The sequence below is a fragment of the Nostoc sp. genome (genome assembly GCF_036917235.1).
GTDB lineage: Bacteria > Cyanobacteriota > Cyanobacteriia > Cyanobacteriales > Nostocaceae > Nostoc.
The window spans coordinates 1-22,795 of the sequence record NZ_JBALDU010000086.1 but is presented as its reverse complement, the minus strand read 5'-3'; the positions used below and the strand labels follow the sequence as shown (position 1 = coordinate 22,795).

Annotated in this window: 7 protein-coding genes; 3 read left to right on the top strand and 4 right to left on the bottom strand. The window is 42.6% G+C overall.

Features of this window, described 5'->3' with window-relative positions; genetic code table 11:
* Positions 1–686: 686 nt before the first annotated feature.
* Positions 687–4,322, top strand: coding sequence for a glycosyltransferase (locus tag V7K44_RS24190; RefSeq protein ID WP_334935157.1), 3,636 nt, complete (start codon positions 687–689; stop codon positions 4,320–4,322).
* Between the two features lie 4 nt (positions 4,323–4,326).
* Here V7K44_RS24190 and V7K44_RS24185 read toward each other — a convergent pair whose 3' ends face one another.
* From V7K44_RS24185 to V7K44_RS24175, 3 genes are all read right to left on the bottom strand, one after another.
* Entirely contained in the window at positions 4,327–5,091 is a 765-nt protein-coding gene (locus V7K44_RS24185; RefSeq protein ID WP_334935156.1) for a glycosyltransferase, read from the bottom strand.
* A gap of 85 nt (positions 5,092–5,176) precedes the next feature.
* The gene (locus tag V7K44_RS24180; RefSeq protein ID WP_334935154.1) at positions 5,177–6,523 is read right to left on the bottom strand and encodes a hypothetical protein; all 1,347 of its coding nucleotides are present in this window, start codon (positions 6,521–6,523) and stop codon (positions 5,177–5,179) included.
* Between the two features lie 521 nt (positions 6,524–7,044).
* On the bottom strand, positions 7,045–18,744 hold the full coding sequence (locus tag V7K44_RS24175) for an FG-GAP-like repeat-containing protein (RefSeq protein ID WP_334935152.1): 11,700 nt from the start codon (positions 18,742–18,744) through the stop codon (positions 7,045–7,047).
* Between the two features lie 821 nt (positions 18,745–19,565).
* On the opposite strand from V7K44_RS24175, the gene V7K44_RS24170 reads away from it, so the two are divergent.
* Both V7K44_RS24170 and V7K44_RS24165 read left to right on the top strand, forming a co-directional pair.
* Positions 19,566–20,792, top strand: coding sequence for a vanadium-dependent haloperoxidase (locus tag V7K44_RS24170; RefSeq protein ID WP_334935150.1), 1,227 nt, complete (start codon positions 19,566–19,568; stop codon positions 20,790–20,792).
* A 291-nt stretch (positions 20,793–21,083) separates the two neighbouring features.
* A complete protein-coding gene (locus tag V7K44_RS24165; RefSeq protein ID WP_334935148.1) occupies positions 21,084–22,178 on the top strand; it encodes a hypothetical protein in 1,095 nt (364 codons plus the stop codon).
* 340 nt (positions 22,179–22,518) lie between these two features.
* Here V7K44_RS24165 and V7K44_RS24160 read toward each other — a convergent pair whose 3' ends face one another.
* Positions 22,519–22,662, bottom strand: coding sequence for a hypothetical protein (locus tag V7K44_RS24160; RefSeq protein ID WP_334935146.1), 144 nt, complete (start codon positions 22,660–22,662; stop codon positions 22,519–22,521).
* Positions 22,663–22,795 lie beyond the last annotated feature (133 nt).

Sequence of the window (22,795 nt, the reverse complement as noted above, 5' to 3'; positions counted from 1 at the left end):
GATGTTCCCATGCTTATCCTCTAGTTGTTGGGCGCTCGGCGCGGCTACGGCGCGGCGTAGCTGCGCCATTGCTTGTGACAGTTGCGTAAGTCCTGGTTTTAGCCAGAAAAGAAACCTATGAGCCTTACCGCCTTGCGCACTCTCGGACACTCCGGCTTGATCGTCAGCCCTCTCACCCTCGGCACTATGACCTTCGGCACCCTGCGATGGGGTGCGCCCGACGAGGTTTCTGAGTCGAATGGCACCAAAAAAACCCGAAACACTGATAAGTTAAGCGGTTTGCAATTGCTTAGGTAATTCATGCTGGGGTTTTGTCACCACACCGATCGCAGCACTGCATTAAGGACAATTGCTTACTCTATTGCAAGACCTTTATTGTTCAATAGCTTTAAAATCTGTAGTGCCTATTCCGTATAGCTTAGGGCTTTTCTCAGTGCCATTGGAATCAAAGACCAGGGCAATGTGGGTTCGTTTTTGTAGTAAATTAAAAAGTGCGGTAAATAAATGCATAAGAACCACCTACTTGCGTGTTCATGAAGCTAAAGCCGAAAATCACGATTACTGAAACAAAAAATCTGGTTAGTCCCAAAACTTGTAAGTTAAAGTTTGTAATTAGAAGTTAATGGATGATTTTCAGTATAATTACTGCACAAGAGAGCTAATCTATTTTATACTCCCATTAATGTATGTTACCTGAGTGTGTAAACCCTTCAGAATTTACTGACTGGGCATTGACATCTGAATCACTCGAATGGATATCCCAGTTTATAAAAGCTGCTGGTATCCGAAAAGTCATTGAGTGCGGCAGTGGTCTGTCAACTATTCTGTTTGGCAGTTTAAAGTTGGAGAAAGTGTTGTCTTTAGAACATAACTCTAATTGGTACGCTTACACTTGCCAGCGATTACAAGAAAAAGGATTACTAGAGTCTGTGGACTTACAGCTATGTCCGTTGCAACAGTCGATTTTTAATGGGAAAACTGTTAAATGGTACGACATTAATGCCGTCTCATCCTTTGCAGCCGACCTCATCCTCGTAGATGGGCCCCCAAAAGATAGTTGCTTAAGAGCGCGATATCCAGCTCCACATTTACTAAAAGCATTTGTTCAGCCAGGGACATGGTTACTATTGGACGATTACTATCGGGATCAGGAAACCGAGATTGTAAATCTGTGGTTGGAAGAGATTCCCGAACTCGAACTCATAAGAGTCGCTCCATTCAAACATGGATTAGCGGTACTACGATACAAAGGCTCATCCGAATTTTTTACAGAGAATGCCCAAGAAGTACCTATTTCTGAGTCAGGTAGTTTGATTAAACCGGATAGAAAAGTCAGCCGTTTAGAGAGAGAAAAATCCAGCAGAGCAAAAGAAGCTTTTTTAAGCGGTAAAAGCTTGAGAAAACAACAATTAAATATGAGCAAAGACCTGATGACAACATCTGTTTCTATCGTAATTACAGTTTACAATCGAGAGAACTACCTTGCTGCGGCAATTAAAAGTGTCTTAGCTCAAACTTGGTCGGATTTTGAACTATTAATCTGGGACGATGGCTCTACAGATGGCTCAGTTAAAATTGCCAATGAGTATGCCCAGCAAGATCAACGCATCCGAGTCATCGCTGCCAAACATACTGGTATTGCCCCTGCTATTCACGGAGCGGTTGCTGCAACCACTGGAGATTATATTGGTTGGGTAGACAGTGACGATATTCTAGCCCCTACCGCCTTAGAACAAACAATTTCTATTCTTAATAACCACCCCTTGGTAGGACTTGTCTACACAGACTATCAACTGATGGACGAACAGGGAAACCTGCATGGAATTGGGCAGCGTTGCCAAATCCCCTATTCCAAAGAACAGCTGCTAATTAATTTCATGACCTTTCATTTCCGCCTAATACGCCGCACAGTTTACGAGCAAGTGGGCGGTATCGATCCGAACTTTCTTTATGCCGAAGAATATGACCTGTGCTTGAGACTCTCTGAAGTCACCGATTTTTACCATATTGCCCAGCCTCTCTACTATTATCGTCGCCACGGGAGCAACCTAACTAATGAACAGTATGAGCCGATTCGCTGGTCTCAAAAAGCAATTAACAATGCACTCAAAAGACGAGGGTTAGACAGCCAATATGAGCTATCTATGCAGCTTGTAGCTCATTTTAGCATCAAACCTAAACACATTCCTAAAAATACCGCTAACTTACCCCAGCAGATTTCTAATTCATTTCCAACTGTCTCTATCATTATTCCTACTTACAATCGTAAACATTATCTTGGTCATGCCCTTGAGAGCATCCGTTGTCAAACCTACACCAACTACGAAATAATCGTAATTGATGACGGCTCCACTGATGGGACTGCGGATTGGATTCAAACCCATTATCCGCAAGCCAAACTGCTGCACATGACTAATAATAGTGGTGCTGCCGCCGCCAGAAATTTTGGTATCAAAAACGCGCTGGGACAATTTATCGCCTTTCTCGATAGCGACGACCAATGGCTACCAGACTACCTGCAACATCAAATTGACACTCTCAAACAAACACCCACTGCTGTCCTCAGCTACTGCAACTATATCGCCATCACAAGCGTCGATCGTAAAGGCGATCGAATGAGCCTCAGTCCAAGCCATCCAGATGACCTGATTCTTTCAATGCTTTGGCGATGCTTCATTCACACACTCTCCCAAGTCGTCGTTCCGAAATCTGTCTTTCAAACTGTTGGTTTATTAAACGAACAGTTCAAAGGCTGTCATGACTGGGAATTTTACTTAAGACTATTTGCACATGGGAAACCAGTACATATCCCCAAGTATTTAGTTCGCAAACACTGGTTGCCTGACAGCATCGTTACCCAATCTAACTGTACTGCATGGTTAGCAAATGGGCTTCAAGTCCTAGAAGAATTTTATCGTCGCCCTGCCAATGCTTGCTACAGCCATCTGCGACCAACCATTGAAACTCACTTTCGTACAACTGTAGAACAATTCAAGTCATACATTTTTCCCGCTTTCAATCAAAATCAGAGCCAGTCCATCACTGCCCCCCTAGTTTCTATTATCATCTCTAGTGATAACGCCAAGAGATTTGCTGCCTGCCTATACAGTTGCCAACAACAAATTTATCCCGATCTGGAAATTATTATTGTTGAACACGACTCGACCGAGAATTTGAGCGAAATGACTCGCCAATTTGCCAGCACAATTAAAGGACGTGTAATTTTTACTCAATGCCAGGAACCAGGAGCGAGTTCTGCTTACAATCATGGATTAGCTTTAGCTACTGGTGACTATATCCAATGGCTGGATGGCTCAGATGAATTGACACCCCAAAAAATTATATTGCAAGTAGCAGCATTAGAACAAAATCGTCAGTTTGACATTGCCTATGGGGACTGGGAGTGGTGTTTTTATCAGAATGACCAGTGCGAACACAGGTTACTATTCAACTCCATGCAACTAGACGACCCGTTACGGTATTTCTTGCTTCACCATTGGCATCCACCTCATGCTTACTTGCTGCGCCGTAGTGCCGCTCAACGATTGAACGAAGTACAAGTATGGCATCAAAAAACACAGGCTAATACTGATTTAGAGTATTTCACCCTCGCGGCTGCTCTGGGATTGCGGTTTCTTCATGTGCCAGAAGCAATTGTGCGTTACAACCATTGGTACCAAGAGCAAACTAGTCGTTCTACTCTTTACTGGGAGAGAGTTGAAAGCACCAAGCAGACGGCTGTACAGTTTGTACATTATGCTACCAAGGAACAATTACAGCAATTGTCAGCAGAACACTGGTTTTTATTAAGGCTCAACTGGGACTTTTGGAAACTAGCACCTACGCAACTTTTTCAGGAAGGAGAGCGGTATTTTTGGCTCCAACACCGCTCAATAAATGTTGGTATGACTTTAACGCCTGCCGAAACTAGAATTGTAATGGCAATGAGCCAGTTGGGTGCTACTGATACACTTATGGGGCATACCAATCAAATCATTCGTCTTTTATGGAAGCAAGTAGTGCTGCAACCTTCTATTAATGAAACTAGTGTTGCAGAAGCCCTTTCTCGGTGGGTGGGTTTGTTGCCTGATAGTCAGCCGATCTCGTTGACCGATCAACCTTTGCTGTCTATGACTGAACAAGTAACAAAATTACATACTCTAATTAGTGCTGTACCATTACATGCTCCGCTATATACAGAACAGCGAGAAGCTATTCTCCAGTTACTAGACAAGCTACGGGTAGCTGGGTTGTTAAAGCAGGTAATGCCCAAAATATCAACAGAAATACCATCTGAGAATCTGATTTCACCGTTGACATAGCGGTTTATGCTCCGTTCTTGGGCTGTAAATAGTAATGACCGATAATTTCTACTTTGATTTCATAACGGTCAGCCAGTCCCCGACGCTGAAGTGCCCTTGCGATCGCTTCTTGTGAGTTATAAATTAGCTCGATTCGTTTTTGATGGGATATATTGCCTGAATGATTGCGGTAATAATATAGCGGTCGTTTTAATTGCTGTATTTCTGTAACTTCTGAAAGTCGCAAGCACAGGTCATAATCTTGGATTAGTCCAGACTTTGGGTCAATACCATCTACTTGCTCGTAAACGCAACGACGCATCAGCCGAAAGTGGAAAATCATGAAGTTAAGCAAGAGTTGCTCTGGTGAGTAGGGAATGCGGCAACGCTGTCCCGGGCCAATGACATTATTGTTCTCATCGATGACAACGTAGTTGGTGTAAACAAGTCCAACTTGGAGGTTGGCATCTAAAGCTAAAGCAGTCTCTTCAAGTGCAGTCGCAGCCAAAAGGTCGTCGCTATCTACCCAGCCAATATAAGTTCCAGTTGTGATTGAAAGTGCGGCTTTGAGGGAGAGAGTTGTCCCCTGGTGGTCTGCTGCTACGACTCTTACCCGCTCATCTTGTTTAGCGTAGTGACGGGCTATATCTACTGAGTTGTCTGTTGAACCATCATCCCAAATTATTAGCTCAAAGTCTCTTCGAGTTTGCCCAAGAACGCTTTCAATGGCATATCCGAGATAATGGGAGCGATTGTAAACAGGTATGACAATGGAAATAGTGGGGGACATAGGCATAAGCGCTAACAAACTTTAAGCTTTTAAGCAAACGTTACTGCTAGGCTAAAGCTAGTTACGAGCAAATTATATCCTAGTATTAATAAGGATTTATATACCATTTTTTAACGTCTTTATACCATTGAAGTGCTTGTTCATAAGGCTCAAGCAAATCTGTGGGAATATGGTCGTCTAAGCCACAATAATCCCAATCATTATCTTTAAACTCACAACAGACATGATATCCTAGTGGTAAAGTTTTCCAGTAAGTTGCTTGCCAAGGTTCAACAACTTCCCAAACTTCCGTTCCTGGAACATGCTCGCGCATTAAAATAAATTTGTCTAAAACCAACAATTTCTCTATGATTTCTCGCTGAGTACCTAAAATTCCATGTTCATAAGGGAAAATTTCTAAAATATTAACTATTAAAAACTTATTCCAATCTGGGTGAGCCATTTCTTCCCAGCGAGCGCCACCTTGAGGAGTTAAATAGTATGAAGCCTTAATTCTTCCGTCCAAGTGGTCTTGAATTCCAGCTTTTGTTAATATGATATTTGAAATTCCTTCAAAGTCATGTTCGTCAGCAAAAACTCTTGCCCTTATGTCACCTCTCTGAAAAAGAATATCTGCTCCAATTACTATTTCCGTATGAGAAAGCTTTTTTGAGTTAGCAACAAATTCCAAAGAATAGCTTTTAAAAATCACGGCAGATTCTAAAATTAAATATTCAATCTTTTGAATAGCAGTTTGATCGGGTAAAGTGTGAAAACCAAATTCTTCGTAATCCATAGGATTAGGTGGAGTTTCTTTGAAATTAGGCTCTGTATACCATTGTTGCATTTCTGCAAATAAGTTCTTTATTTGTATATCTAATTCCCATTCTTGACGATCATTTAGATTTATAGACCGTTGAACATTTCGATATTTGTAGCGAACTTTATAAGCTTGAAGTAAAGTTTTCCAGTAAGTTGCTTGCCACGATTCTAGTTTTTCCCAAACAACTGTTTCTGGAAGATGAACATAGCCATCTAAATACTCGCTACTTTTCAGATAATTATCTATTAAATTTTTAGAACGAGAGATAACTTCTGCGTCGTATAACTTAGTTGTAACATCGTAATTATAACCAAATTTACCTCTGTAATAGCGGTTCCAATCAACATTAGAGATGGCTTCCCATTTAGTTCCTCCTTGAGGAGTCAAGTAGTAAAAAATATCTAATTTCCCATCTAAGTGTGCCTGAATTTGAGACATTGTTAAAGTAATATCTTTAATGCTTTTTCCATCTTCAATAGGAAATCCTGCCAATATATCACCATTTTGAAACAAGCAATTAGCTAAGGAAGCCAATTGGGTATGAGACAATTGCCAATCTGATGCAACATTTCTGAGTGTTTCGTAATCCTTAACAGCAGCAGAGAGAATCAAATACTCTATCTTATTCATAGTTAATATTTTGGAAATTGCGCCTCAGAGATTTTTGAAAGGTAAGAAAGCTTATATACAGTATTCTGTCAGTAAAAAAACTGATGAACTACAGCATTATGAGAGCTATGAATTTATCGTACCTAAATAATTTAACGAACCAACAATATTCTCAGTAGTGCTTTTAAGCCTGCTTGAAAGTGTGGTTCTGGGCTTTTGTGGTTACTATACTGGTGAAGTAGCTTTCGCCACTATCCCGTTCATAAGATTATCTAATAAAATTAGCCCAGGTTAGGGATCTCATCATTATTTTATCCTAGAGTTTAGGTGAACTCTAAGCAACTTTGATGTATGTAAATTTCCACTATTTTTACTGTTTCCAAGCTCTAAGTGTGGAGCAAAGAGTTTATCAAAAGTGAAAAAGCACTAAATATTCAGCTTTTTTGCCTTTACTTGTGTCTTTTTCCTATATTTTGATTCCAAAATGCATGGTAAATTTTTCACATTTTAGATGAATAAATTAAATCAAACTGATGTAAAATTTATTGAGCAAATCGATCAGGCGTAATTTTCACTCCATAGAAATCTTTAACATTTAAAATACCATATGTTACTCGTTTTTTTGGACCTTTCGCAGTATCCTCACAGCTTTCACAGCGTGCTAGTGTACCTACGCTTGTACTGCCTGCTGCGTTGAAGAGTTCTCCTGTTACATTATAATGTATGGCACCTTGTTCAGTTATCAAATTTCCTGTAGCTAAGGAAGGTGGATAGTTACACCTTACTAGCACTCTGGGTAGCGTTCCATTTTGCACTGCAAGGTTTTTTTGTTGATTCCACCATTTATTTTCATCACCATTTGTTCCTCTTGATAGGATACGCCTTATACGCTGAAGTTCTGTAAAGGCACTTTGAGATCCTTCAAGGTTAGTGAATTGATAGCCAATCAATATTCCATTTCCACCTCCAGTTCCTCTTTTGATTTGTTCGTAACTAACATAATTTTTTAATATTTCATCTGTAGCACAGGTTTTCTTATTATCGAGACAATTGCCATCAACTTTAGGCTTATCTTGTTCTGGTTCTGCCTGTGAAGTTTGATGCGGCACGGGTCTTGGACGTGGAGGTATTGGTATCGGCGTATCCTCAATCTTAGGTTGCTTAGGTCGCGCGAGACTCCTAGTTTCATCAGCCGTTCGCTCTGAAGTAAGTAAAACTATACCTCCAGCTATAAATGTCGCGCCTGCAAAACTAGTTGCTGAGATCCCTTCAACAGCAGATCCTACAATTCCTACTAAGGTTTTAAAGAACCGTCCAATCCCTCCTGTTGGGGGTTGGATGACAAAATTTCCTGTAGGATCAATACCGTTAATAGGAGAATTTGCTACATATCTGTAAAGATTAGCATCCCCGCCAGCAAAACCAATTGGGTCTTTGCTGATAAATTCACCTACTTGAGGGTCATAATACCTAGCTCGGTAGTAGTTCTGCCCAGTCTCCGCATCAAACTCGCGCCCAGTGTAGCCAAAGCGAGTAGTAGTAGTTAAATTAGTCTGGCTGGTAACATTACCAAAGCTATTGTAAGTAATGTGATTTTGAACAGTTCCAGTGGAATCAACCAAATCGCGCACCGTCCCTTGGTTATCAGTCAGCGCCCACAGCACCTGTCCAGTTGTATTCTCATCCGCAAGAATCTGGTCAACGATCGGGCCATGTAAGTAGCGGTTTGTTACGATCCCATTGCCATCAAAGGTCAAGGCAATATGGTCGTCATCATAAACAAAGCGCTCAACAGTAGCAGTTGCTACCCCTGCTCCATCTGCGTCTACTGCTTTTGCAATGCGGCGATCGTACACATCATAAGTGTAATCGGCTTGAAGAGTAATATTCCCACTCGCATCTTTTGTAACAAATTGCGTTAGACGGTTGTGATAATCCCAGGTGTATTCAGTTACTTCACCTGTAAGGATTTCAGTCCGCTTAGTTCTATTACCTTCAAAGTCATACTCATAGTTGTACTTCCCATCGCTTAACAAACGGTTATCAGTACCAGTTTGATACCCAGTGTTAATTCTATTACCATTAGCATCGTAGCTGTAAGCTTCGTCAGTTTGGAAGCTGTGGTCAGTACCTGTAAGCTGGTTTGTAGAATCGTAGCTGTAGTCGCTGGTGCCATCAACAGAAGTGAATTTACTAATCCGGTTGGCAACATCGTAATCAAAAGTATATGCAGCTAAATTTGTTGCCCCTTGCTTATGGGTTAAATCTATCAGCCGACCTGCCAAATCGTAGGTATAGCTGCTATCGGCAACTGATTGCGTTCCACCCAAGTCACCATAACGAACTATACCCTTCAACTGACTGGCTTTGTCATAAGCCATATCTACTCGCTTGTTAGTTACCCCATTGCCACTTTGAGTAATTCTGGTAACGCGATTGAGGCTATTGTAAGTAAAAGTCTCAGTCCTACGCAAAGTACCGTTAATTTTATCACTGGCACTCAGGCGGTTTCCAACAAGGTCATAGGTATAGTTTAAAACAACATTTGGTACGCTAAATGTCCCTGCATTATCTACGGAAGTTATCCGTCCCCCTGCATCATAAGTATAGCTATAGCTAGAGTCAGGGTCGCTAGCAGTGGCAAGTTGACTTGCAGCATCGTAAGTGTAGCCGATAGTGCGAATGGTGTTGCCGCTTGCATTCAGCCATTTTTCGGAATTCAGGCGGTCTAAAGCATCATAGGTAAAGGTTTGTTTGCGCCCATTGCGGTCTGTGGCAGCAATCTGATTGCCCACTGCATCATATTCATAGGAACGGAGCTTGCCTAGTTGATTCTTCTCGGTAAGCAGCCTATTTAAAGCATCATACGTATAACTAGTAGTATTATTTACAGGATCGGTGATGGTAAAGACCTTGCCAACAGCGTCGTAAGTAGTTGTTGTGGTTTGGTTACGGGCATCCGTTACCGTAATTTGCCGATCTAAAGCATCGTACCCGTAACGGGTTGTTTGTCCCAAAGCATCAGTGATAACAGTCAGATTGCCATTGACATCATATTCGGTAGTAGTCTTATGTTCCAGGGGATCGATGCTTGCAATCCGGCGATCGCGTTTATCGTAAGTAAACTTAGTTGTACGTCCTAGTTCATCAGTAACAGCAGTGATATTACCTACTGCATCATAAATGGTAGTGGCAGTATCTCCCAAAGGATTTGTGATACTAGTGCGGCGGTTAAGGGCATCGTAACCGTACTGGGTAGTCCGTGCTAAGGCATCTGCGACCGATGCCAAGTTATTTACTGCATCATAAGTATAAGTAGTAGTGTGATTTAAGGGGTCAGTGATGCTAGTTTGGCGATTAAGGGCATCGTAACTGTACTGAGTAGTCCGCCCTAGTTGGTCAGCGATCGCAATTGTATTGCCAACTGCATCATATACTATCGTTGTGGTGTAGTTTAACGCATCAGTAACAACTTTTTGGCGATCGCGATTGTCGTAGCTGTAGCGAGTTGTGTGTTGTAAAGCATCAGTATCAGCAATGACATTACCAACTTTGTCATATTCTATTTTAGTAACTCCCTCCAAAGCATCAATTACTTCAACTTGTCTGCCCAAGTCATCGTATTTATACTGCGTTTTATGCTCGTTAGCATCAATCGTGGCAACTAGCTGATTGGCAACATCATACTCATACCGAGTTATATTTCCAAGGGGATCGATTTCTCGAATTAACCGACCACGCGCATCATAAACTTTGTTTGTTCGGTTCCTGTTAGCATCAATGGCTGAAGTCAGGTTATTGTCGAAGTCATAGCGAGGTTTTTCACTTGTGCCATCAGGATGAATAGTTTCAATGAGGCGATCGCGTCCATCGTAGCGAGACTTAGTTTCGCGTCCCAATGGGTCGATTACAGAAACTAGATTCCCTGACTTATCGTAAACATAGCGCGTCACACCACCTTGAGCATCAGTCGTCTTGGTTAAACGCCCCATGATGTCATAATCATTAGTAGTAACATTGTTACGGGCATCTGTTCCTGTCTTTTGATTACCATCAACATCGTAGGTAAATGTCGTAATCGGCGAGGTTAGCGCTCCCGCACCATCTGGATCAGCCTCAATGGTCTTGAGCAGCTGATTCATGGGATCGTAAACAAACTCAGTGCGATGCCCCAACTCATCAATAATTGCCGTTTGGTTACCAGCAGCATCGTACTCAAACTGCTGCGATGCTTCATCTACCGTTCCCTTGGCAAAGGTAGTCTTAATCAGTTGACCAAAAGCATTGTAATCGTAATCAGTTACCCGCCCCAAGGCATTGGTTATAGTATCAATTTGCCCATTAGTAGTGTAAGTGTATTGAGTAATAACATCATCATCGCCGCCCACTGCACCTACAACGCGGGTAGTGGAAAGCAGATTTCCGGTGAGCGGGTCAATTTCATACAGCGTCTTTCTACCCAATTCATCGGTTTCGCTAGTCACCTGATTGAAAATTGGATCGTAAGTATAGCGACGTTCGCCAATGCCACTGCTAACACCTGGTTGAATAGTGCTGTTTAACCGCACAGAAACATTATTTCCATTGTAGTTTGCAGTTACAAAATCAAGGTCGCCATCAGCATCAAGGTCGCTCAAAGCTATAGACGATGGTCCATCACCCACAGCAAATTCCAGGCGTTTTTGCGGATCGAATGCACCAGTACCATTGCCCAAAAGCACTGATACGCTATCGTCATCGAAGTTTGTAGTCAATAAGTCAAGATAACCATCGGAGTTTGCATCTTCGACAGCAACAGACTTAAGGTTTATTCCTACCTCATAGTTAGTTTTAGTATTAAAAGTGCCATTATTATTCAAAAGTACTGATACACCGTAGTAATCTGTAGTTACCAAGTCAAGACGACCGTCAGAGTTCAAGTCCTTGAGAACAACAAATGAGGCTTGCGTTCCAGCCACGTAGTCAACTTTGGCTGCAAAAGTGCCATCGCCATTGCCCAACAATACGGACACGCTGCTGTCATCGTAATTTGCAGTCACCAAATCAAAGCGACCATCAGAGTTCACATCTCCCAGTGCTACAGAGCTAGGCCCTGAGCCAACTAAGTAATCAACTTTGGCTGCAAAAGTGCCGTTGCCATTGCCTAACAATACAGACACGCTGCTGTCATCGTAATTTGCAGTCACCAAATCAAGGCGACCATCAGAGTTCACATCTCTTAGTGCTACAGATTTAGGGTTACTTCCAACTGTATAGTCGGTTTTAGCGCTAAAGCTACCATCGCCATTATTCAACAATACAGACAACACATCACTGCCGTACCCAGAGTTTGCAACTACCAAATCAAGATTTCCGTCAGAGTTGACATCTCCCAGTGCTACAGATTCGGGTCCGCTGCCAACGGTGTAGTTGTTGACTAGAGGGGAAAAAGTACCATCGCCATTACCTAAGCGAACTGACACAGTATTGCTATATGTGTTGGAGTTGCGTAAGTCCTGGAGAAGATCGACAGTACTATCTCCGTTGACATCTCCTAATACAACCGAACTAGGTCTGTTGCCAGCAGCATAGTCGGTTTTGGCAACAAAACTACCATTACCATTATTTAACAGCACGGATACGTTATTACTGTAGGAATTTCCAATCATCAGGTCAAGCTTGCCATCCTTATTGACCTCTCCCACCGCAATAGATTGAACCTGATTATTTAGGGCATAGTTAGTTTTAGCGCCAAAAGTGCCGTTGCCATTATTCAACAGAATGGACAAAGTGTCAGAACCATAACCAAAAAAACTGTCAACGAAAACAAAATCCAAGTCTCCGTCAGCATCTAAATCCCCTAATGCAATAGAATCAGGGGTACTACTTCCCAAATCCAAGTTGCTGGGAACGCTAAATCTTCCCTGTCCATCCCCGTATAACACGGAGGCATTATTTCTAGAAGAGTTTGCAGTCACCAAGTCAACTTTGCCATCCCCATTCACATCTCCGACTGCAATATATTCAGCCTTACTCTGTAGGGCATTGTTAGTTTTAGCGCCAAAGGTGCCGTTGCCATTGTTCAGTAGTACGGATACATTGTCAGAACCATAACCAATTGTATAATCTACAATACTGACAATCAAATCCAAGTCTCCGTCAGCATCTAAATCGCCTAAAGCGATAAAATCAGGTCTAGTTTCCAAAGCTAAGTTGGCGGGTGTAGGAGCGCTGAATGTTCCCTGTCCGTTCCCCAACAGCACGAACACGTCATTGCTAGAGGAATTTGTCATCACTAGGTCAACTTTGCCATCCCCATTCACATCTCCTAGCGCAATAGATTTAGGATTGCTCCCGATTGCTACGTTAGTGGGAGTGCTAAATGTTCCTTGCTCCTCTCCAAATAGCACAGATACGCTACTATTACTGGAGTTGGCACTTACCAAATCGAGGAAGCCGTCTTGATTCAAATCTGCTGTCAGGATTTGCTGAGGGCTGTTTCCTGTCTTGTAAATCGGATTAGGGAATAAAGTGTTCTTTGCTGAGTTTCCCGACCCTGGAGATGATTGTGAAAGCTCATCTTTGATAGTTAAGACATTGCCTTTACCATCGTAGGTGTAGTTAGTGACATATCCACGACCATCCGTTGATTTCGTTACCCTATTGTCGGCATCTCGCTCAACAGTCGGCATCAAGCCAGCCCCATCCGTTGAGGAGATAGTTTGTCCTGAAGAATCGAGCAGCGTGCGAACTACGTTTCCATTACCATCGGCATAACTGGCAACTGCGGCATCAAGGTCTTTTGCCACTGGTGCTGACAACGGATTGAGGGTTTGTTCTGGACGATATAATCCTTGCACTTCAACTGAATCTACCTGAACTACCGAGCCATCTGGACGAACACCACGGGTAACTCGACCTGCAAAATCGTAGAAGTCCTCTCCCCGATTACCCTTTTTGTCTACTGCCGCAGTTACATGGTGTTCGTTATCGTACTCCCAGAGGTTTGCAGAGTTATCTGGGTCGGTAACTTTGATTAAGTTACCTTTGGAGTCGTAATCCATGTGTGTAATGCGACCAGATGGGTCAGTAATGCTAGTTACTTTATCTCCAGTGTAAGTAAACGTCGTTGCTAGACCTACTGGGTCAATCATCTGGGTTAGCTGTCCGGCAGTATTATATACATACTGTGTTTCAGTATCGTTGCGATCGCGCACTAACTCCAGTTTGTTTTGAGCATCGAATTGGTAAGTAGTCTGGTCTTTCATCGTCCGCCGGAATGTCCCGTCACCCAGACGTACTAGAGTAGACGTATCGCCTGCTGGGGAGGCGTAAGAACTGTTAGGTGCAGTGGGTGCTTCAAACAACAGTTGACTACCGTCGCCATCAATCAGCAGCACAGAACCATCTTCGTTCTCGACAATTTCCTGCAATCCAGCTAGTCCCCAACCACTGCCAAAAGAACTGTTGATAGTGTTGACGTTGATTAATTTGCCCGTACTGGTTGTTGAAGAACCATTGAAGCTGGATGTAAATAGCCCAGTAGTCAATTCGTAAGTATATTGTCCAGAAGGTAGAGAGCGCAAGTCTGCTTGAAGGGCAGCATCAACAGTGCCGCCAGTATCAGGTAGCGACCAGAAATGCTCGCCGCCAGACAGTCCATACTGTCCTTGAGCAATACCTGGGACTTGGTAAGTGAAATCACCTTGCTTTACCGCAAGCTTGGCAATCAATAAACCGCCATTGGTATTAACAAACTGAACATTGTCGTAGCCAAAATGCACGATTGATGTGGGGTCGGCACGCAGCGAGTTATATTTTAAAGTTAGTCCGCGAGTCTCACCCAAGGATTGATATGTAGTCAGATTGTGAGTTTCTTGTACTGCCCCAGAGTGGAGTTCTACTTCAGAGTTGATAGATTCAGTAGCTTCGCATTTATTGCACTTCTCGTCTGGATTGCGCGGGTCTTTATTTACGTCTTTGAGCGTCCCGAATACGCCTGGTGGAAGAGCAAAGAAGTGCCAACTACTATTGCGAATTCCTCCAGAAATAGTTTCAATGACGCTGCCATCAGCACTGACTTTCCCAGTTCCTACATTGTCAAATAACCCAGTCGTGGGATTTATCGACCACAAATCCATCTGTGTCAGGGGTGGGTATCCCGCACGATTTGGCAGTGTCAAAGGTGCGGGAGTAGCGAACACCATTTCCCCTGGCTGAATAGTTACTACTAAATCTGGGTGCAGGTTTTCTGGCAAAGCTGCGGGAGTCAGATTAGTCGGTACTTCGGTAATACTCAGTTGACCAGTGAAAGAATTACCTTGCTGGTTTTTCAGCGTTCCGGCAGCAACAAATATGGCAGACCCAGGTATAGCAGTGCTAGTAACGGTTACATCAAGGTTGGGATCGATGGTGTGGGCATTGGCAGTATCAATCGGTGGCAGATAGATAGGACGAGCGATGACATTGTTAACGTTCGCATACACCTCGTGTTCCAACAGCAATGGCAGTTTTTCTGCAATAAACGGATACACGGACGTACCAGGAACCTGCTCACCATGCACCCTAAGTGTATTACTGGGTAAAGCTCCAGAGAATTCTAACAAGAATGAACCATCAGCAGCTGTTGTAGTTTGGGTTCCTCCCAATTCGATCGCTACTCCAGCCAATGGAGCCTGATTTGTATTTTGAATTACACCGGAAATGCGGGTAGTAGTCACCTCGTCTGGTGTTACAGTTAGCGTCACCTCTTGCGTTGCTTCTGCGCCTCCACTGCTGGCGACTACGGTAAAGTTGTAAGTTCCCACCTGTTCCGGACTGGGAGTAAAAACTAGAGTGCCATCACTATTAAGCTTACCCTTTGGCAGCGGTCGATCTGAACGTAGCGAGAAGGCGATTGGGTCGCCATTTGGATCGCTTGCTACCAAGGGAATTGCTAAACGGTCGCCTGGTTTGACGTTGAGCAAACCAGGATTCTGGAGTAAAGGACCTTGTTCTGGCGCTCCTTTTAAAAATACTGCTTGCAGAGCAAAGCGTAACAGCGATGGATCGTTAAAAACAACTTGAACTGTATCTGATATTGCTCCCGGAGTTAAACCACCGGGACGAATAGCATTAGTTAAATTAATATAGGGTGAACCCGCAGGATGTATGCCAGAAGGATCGAGTAAACTAACTCCTGTCGGCAGATTTGTCAAAACAACTACTAACTGACGAGAGAGGATTGTTGTCCCGATATTGCGTGCTTGTAAATCTGCGGTGTAGCGACCAGTAGCAGTGTCGAGGTGGACGTTGCTGACTAACAATTTCGCATTTGAAGCGGTTGTGAAGTTTCCTAGATTCAAAGCAGGCCCGACCGTTGCTCTATCTGTTCCAGTTGGGAAGATAGGGCTGTTAACACCTTCAGGGTCAACAATATTTGTCAGATTTTGCACCCGAACTACACTACCAGTATCGCCATCATTGTTAATTAACTGGAAGACTAAGGAACCGGTAGTCTTGTTAGCAAGGCTGGTCAGGTCAACCTGTACCCTACTGCCGTTATAGTTTACTAGTCCAGGGGTAAACTCAGCTCCCGTCTCGTCAAGTGAAAACAATGCTGTTCCAGGTTCGCCCCGATCTAAGAGCGTAAGGTTAGGATTGGTTGGATCTACTAAGTATACTGCCAATCGGTCTTTTGAGGCAGCAGTAGTATCGGTAGTGTCAAATAAGGTATTTATATCAAACTCAAGCTGACGTTTACCTTCGGTTTGTCCTAGAGTAATGGGTATTGCAGTTTGAGTAACGAAACTATTCTGCTCGCCCAAAGTAACGGAATTGGCAGTTTTATTTCCCCAACCTTGTGTCCCAGTGGCTCCTACTAAGAAGTCATTGGAGACTGTAAAATCCGCAACTGTTTGAGTGGAGTTACCCGCAGTATCAAAAATTTCTATAACTATATGATGAGAACCTGCTGCTAAACCAGACGTGGCAATCTCTTGGTTAAACTGTCCCTGATTATTGACCGCTAGAGATGAAAATGCTTGCCCATCTACACTATAGCGAGCGCTGGTGGCAAAGCCACCTATGTCGGTAGTATTACCAATTAGCCGCGCTGTGTAACTATAATCTCCCACAGAATCTGGTGTAGTAAGCGATACGGTAGGAGCAGATGTATCGAGGGTAAAGTTGAAGTCAAAGATGTTGGAAGCGTTACCGTATTCGTCTATTGCTAAGAGGTGTAGTACGCGATCGCCATCTGGTAACGTGCCACCATAAATACTTTCAAGCTGGGTGCGGTCAAATCTAAATGTTCCGTCATTTTGACGCTGCGGTAAAACGTTAACAAAGTTAGCAACATCAGTGTTATCAAAGCCTGCACGAAATTCAGTAATTTGACTGATATCAGTGACTGTACCGCTGATAGTTGGGTCAAAAGTAATGCGATCGGTATTGGTCTGATCGGAGGGAGCTGTGTCATGTACTAAGGCCGCAGTGATAACAGGCGGATCTCGATCGACAAAGACCCTAACATTGTATTGAGTAATTTTAACGTTACCAGCAGTATCAGTAGCAGTAATTATTAAGGTATGTTCTCCATTACTCAGTCCCGTCAAGTCCAAAGCCTGGTCAAAACTGCCAGTAGAACTAAAATTTACAGATACTTCCTGACGATTGTCAAAGCGATAGCTTAATGCAGTAACAGCACTACCAGTGCCATCAACATTGCCAGTCAATTTATCTCCCAAATGCAAAGGAGATTGGTCAACTGAAGTAGTTAAGTTAACTTGAGGCAAGGTACTATCTATGGTAACTGCCAACGCTGTAACAGATGTATTAGCATTACCAGCAATATCAGTAGCAGTAGCGTTAAGATTATATGCTCCATCAGTTAATTCTGATGTTGTAATTTGCCAATTACCATTTGTTGTGGCAGTTGTCTGTCCTAAAAGTTGACTATTGTTAAACAGTTTGACTGTGGCAAGAGCTTCTGCCGTCCCATTAATTGTCGGAGTTGTGTCTAGTGTAATCCTGTCTCCATTACTTTTGCCGCTATCGCTTGCAGCAGACAGATTGAGAGTAGGAATGGCAGTGGTTGTGTCTAGTGTAAAAGAGATATTAAAGGAATTGGCAACACCGTATTTATCTACGGCTTGTAAGTGCAGAGTGTGATTGCCGTTTGGTAAGATATTGCCATAAATTGTATTCAGCCGAGTACGACTTAATGTAAAGCTACCATCTGAGTGCAAGTCAGTTAGTACATCTGCGTAGTTAGCAACGGATGTATTATCGAACCCTGCTTTGAGCGAAACAATCTGATTGGTTTCGTTAATCAAGATATGATCTGTAAGGTTCACCAATGGGGTAGAACCTGTAAGAGCGTTAAATTCGATGCTGCGATTGCTACTTTTAACTGTGCCTGCGGTAGTTGGGTCAGAACTAATGCTATCGGTATTGGTTGTACCACCTGCTGCTGTGTCGTTAGTTAAACCAGCTGTAATTGTTGGTGCTGTCGGAGCCAGATTTAGGATTACAGAAAAGCTTGCTGTCGAGATGTTGCCAGCAGCATCTGCGGCATTAACTTTCAGTGTGTGCGATCCGTTGTTTAGTCCGGTGAAGTCAAGTTGCTTGTCAAATACTCCTATTGGACTAACAGATATCGGACTTACAGCCAAGTTGTCAAATTGAAGTGTGAGCGACGCAACTGCTGAACCTGTGCCATTGACAATGCCAACAAGATGGGATTGCGGCAACCCTGGTATGATACTGAGCGGCAGGACTGTCACGGTCAATGCGGGCGGGATAATGTCTGGGAGCAATGCCAATAAAGATGAAGAATTATCACCACCTGTCAGCAACGAATCGCTACTGGCAATGTCAATACTGGGCGTATCGCTTGTCTTACCCGTGAGTGGGTCAAAACCAGTTGCGCTGTCAAACGTCGCGCTCTGAGGCTGCTTAGATGCAACATAACTGAAACTTCGCCCGTTGAACAAAGGCGATCGCTCAAAGGTATAATCAACCGGACTATTGTTGTTAGTAGAGATGTCCTGTTGCAAGTTGGAATTGTTGTTGTCTGTTGTGCTGTTTCCTGTTGCCAGACTATTAGCTACAAGAGAAAGAGGATCGAAACCACTTATATTTCTATTTACTTTCGATAAACCAAGTAAGTCAGAAGAGTTCTCTAAAGAGGCGTTAAAAATCGTACTGTCTATTAGAGATTTTTCCAATCCTCGATCCAAACTTGACAAACTGTTAGTTCCAAAGGCATCATCAAGAACCATCTCTAACCTCTTTTAAATATTAAAAAATATCACAGCGAATATTACATACACGCTTGATTTAGTGCTTTGAATTTGAAACAATTCAGTCCGATTTTTAGCTAGACTTTATCTAGCAATACTTAACAAAACAGAATTTAGGAGTCAGGAGCCATAATGGGCTAAACCTTAGCTATCCGCTAACAGAATTGAATTCTGTGTGAGTGGCTGTGCTTCCCAGGGTTAGCGAGTCCGCGAGTGTCTGAAGAAATGGTGAAACATCACACTAAATCTTTGATTTAGTGGTCTACAATTAGTGGCGGGTGCTACTCCGAACCAATTGATTCTAAACTCTAAATTCTGAATTATGCATTCTTCTTATATTTTTTGAGAGGTTGTTTGAAAAGTTCTGAAAGTTCTCATTTTGGCGTTCTGACTTACTTGCGTCAAATACAGTAAAATCAAGGTTTAAGCCATCTATTGAGATTCTTTGCTGTACTCGCTATGAGAGCAAAAGACCGTTTTAAAACATCCTCTAACTTCAAACTAATCGCAGCAGGTGACTTGAGTTGCTCAAGAGATAAAAATTATCTTTTAAATACTCACAGCACAAGGACTATAAAAGTAATCTTGACTGATATACTCAACCGACCTTTCTCAATTTTTGATTAGTACAATAAGACCTATATAAGATTAAAGTGCGGGTTTTGGCTATCGTATTTCTACTGAAACTATGGTTTTCCGGTTAGATAACCTCAGTATAAACCGTATCGCATAAATTTTCAGTCCACTGCTAGTATATTTTGGTAAAAATACGTAGTATTTTCTACAATGAGCAATAAATAATGGAAACTTCGTTTCTTATCAACAGTGCGACTGCTGCATTTCTGTTTGCCTTAGCTACTATTCAAACTGCTAATGCTCAGGTTCCCAATCAGCCTGATAGTGTACGCTTCAACCCCAAAGATACTTTCTCGAACCCTCAGTTCCCAACAAGCTTATATGACTCGCAGATTGTTGCTCCTACTGCTCCCAATTGGACAATACCCGAAAATCCGGTGAGAAAATTTGACCAATTTATTCTTCTCCCACCGCCCTCAAATACCTCTGCTCAAACAGCAGATGAACTGAGGGAATTGAATCAATTGGCGGCTACCCGTAACAATCCTGAAGTCATCAAAAATATAACTCGCTGGAACTTTGACCCACCTAGTTCAAACTATAATTACTATTTTGACCATTTAATTCAACTTTATAAATACAGTCCACCCTTAGCGGCGCGTTGTAGTGCGATGCTAAACGAAGGCATTTATTCTGGTCTTCTAGCTGCATGGTATAACAAGTTTATGTATCTGCGTCCCCGTCCCGATCAGGTGACTAATTACACTTTTCAAGCTGACAATCCCAGAGTGCCTACGCCTTACCATCCTTCTTACCCCTCCGGTCATTCCACTTCCGCTGGCGTATTTATGGCTGTCGGACCAGCATGTTTTCCCGAAGAACCAGTAGAGAACTTCGTTGCTTTGGGCAGAGAAGCATCGCTATCCCGAAGGCAAGGGGGCGTACACTACTACTCCGACTCAGTAGCTGGTGAAGCTTTGGGGTATACAATCGGCAGTGCAGTAGTCAGGGCTTATAGACAAGACGGCTCCCCGCTTAGTCGCAATCCTGCTGCTTCCGTATATAGCCGTCCCCCGTCGTTTAACTCCAATGGCAGGCCGACTACGACCCTTGTCGAAAAGAGAGCCACTATTAATGTGGGACCACAATTGAGTTCCGATCCAGCTCGACCAGGCAAGCAAAGGATTATCTTAGTACCTATCAGGCAAAGCGGACAATTTTCGGCTTCTCCTGCCGTCAAGAATCCATCCGATTGGCCGATCTTTATCCCAGCAGCTAGTACAACACAACTCGGTCCGGTGTTAGCAACACCTGTCAACCCCACTGCAACAGAAAGAAACGCTCCAGCTACTTTTTCCGATCCAAACCCAGCTACCAATACGGGTAATGTAAATAATTCTGCTCCTTTAGCCCCATTAAATGAAGTAGATTCCGCTCCTTCAAGCAAATAAATTCTTCCAACATTGGTTTAAAAGCTGTTGGAAAAAGCTACTGTATATTAATACTTCGCCATAAACTGAGATAGCCTAACTTTTGGCGAAATAGCCGAATACAAGAGCGTGTAATACTTGTAGGGCAAAACATAAAAACCCTGTCCAGACAAGACTGTATAAATTCCTGGCACAAAAACTATACAAGATATCTAGCTTTGCTTGATGCCAATATTTATAATGCACAATATACGAATAAATCAGCCCAGCCGTTGCTTTCGCCTGAAGAACGAAAGCGCCTAAATCCCTGGTTTGAGCCAAAATATTTTTAATACGGCTGGGCTGATTTATTTATTGGATCTTCCTAAAGAAAGCGGAGATATTTGTCTATCTAATCTGTACGTGCAGCAGTTTTACATCGTTCTATCTGTTGAGAGCGATCGCACTCCTTTGCTGTTAAATTATTTGGATTCACTTGGCAGAATTTATATGAAGAGACATTGCTTTACTATCATGCAATTACAAAAGCTCGTTCCAGCAAAACTGTGGCTTCACTTGTGCTTTATACCATTGAGCCTCACAACCACAGTTATCCCTTTAATGGCTCAAACTCCTATCTCCAGACCAAATCAAACTCACACTGAATCTCAAGGTAATAATAAACCGTCCTTTTTTCCGAAAATTCGCAATAATATTAAGATTGAACGTCAACCGCTTAAATCTAGTTTGTTATATGAAGGTATGACTCAATCTGAGGTTGAAAAGGTGATGGGGAAGCCAACTGATATTAAGGTGTTTCCAAACTCAGATTTGCGAATTGAAATCCTCAATTACCGCCAAGAGCCAATTCTCACCAAAATATCGATGATTGATGGTTATCTATCAGGTATTACTGCTGAACTCAAAACCATAAGTACCAATAATATTCCTCGTTTTGCTCAGGCTATTAAAATTGGGATGAGCCGTCAAGAAGTGCTGAAATTGATGGGACAGCCTTTCTCCGAGCAGCGCAATGATATCTCTATTTATAAACTTGAGCGACTTGCTTATGTAAAAGAAGATCAACCACCAGTAAATATAATTCTTACAGACGATCGGGTAGAAAGTATGAATGTCGGATTAGAAACCCCTATCAAAATTATGGGAGTCATATTACCCGCAGAACCCGCCACGCCAATCAGTGGTCTTGCCTACCAACGCATTCGTATTGGAATGAACCCGCAGCAGGTAATATCGATTTATGGTGAGCCTACTTTTGTACAGCCTTCAGTGTTCAAGGAGCAGAAGGTAGTAGACTTTGTGTACGCTACGCTTAATACAGATGCTTCCACTAGGTTTACATTTATCAATGATGTGCTGACACGCTTCTCTTTTATTCCTCAAGCAAATTTTTACCATTCTAAGTAGGGGAGGAACAACTGGCGAAGCTGTCACCAACGCAAACTAGACCATTTAGTTTAAATATTTGAGAAGACTCAGTAGATCGAAAAATCAGCAGTTGGAAAGGAGCCTTTCACGAGCGATCGCTACTTCAAACTTAAATGAGAGAAGAAGCTAGTACATTGGACTTTCAGTAGACCGAAAAGTTTTCCAAAAGCCTTGCCGTCTTTCTTTTCCACTTGGGAACACAAGAAGCTGAAAATAGCTTGTAATCTGCTTTTCAACCACCTTTATTCTAAGTAGACTTTTTGGCGATCGCTTGTAGTCATGATAGAAAGGTATCAGATCAATAAATAGGGGTAGGCAATTATGGCTCTTTTATAACTCTCATGAGAAAAAATGCCATTGCTTCTACAAACTGTTCAAAGTAGACGCAATCATTGTCTAGCAAAAGCCAAGTCACTTCAACGATATCATCAAAGCTGTCAATCTCCTGCACAGTCTTCTTCATCTTCCCAATCTTCATCCCAGAGAAGTTCACTGTAAACCTTACAGCATTTACGGCTCTTATGAGGTACAGTAGCAGCAACTAGCAAACCAGTTTCTTAAATGTTGAGGATTTATTAAATTGAGTGCAACTGAGA

Bases quoted from the DNA above. Each gene is read 5' to 3' on its own strand.
- V7K44_RS24190 (WP_334935157.1), top strand. From the start codon at position 687: ATGTTACCTGAGTGTGTAAACCCTTCAGAATTTACTGACTGGGCATTG.
- V7K44_RS24185 (WP_334935156.1), bottom strand. From the start codon at position 5,091: ATGTCCCCCACTATTTCCATTGTCATACCTGTTTACAATCGCTCCCAT.
- V7K44_RS24180 (WP_334935154.1), bottom strand. From the start codon at position 6,523: ATGAATAAGATAGAGTATTTGATTCTCTCTGCTGCTGTTAAGGATTAC.
- V7K44_RS24175 (WP_334935152.1), bottom strand. From the start codon at position 18,744: ATGGTTCTTGATGATGCCTTTGGAACTAACAGTTTGTCAAGTTTGGAT.
- V7K44_RS24170 (WP_334935150.1), top strand. From the start codon at position 19,566: ATGGAAACTTCGTTTCTTATCAACAGTGCGACTGCTGCATTTCTGTTT.
- V7K44_RS24160 (WP_334935146.1), bottom strand. From the start codon at position 22,662: ATGAAGAAGACTGTGCAGGAGATTGACAGCTTTGATGATATCGTTGAA.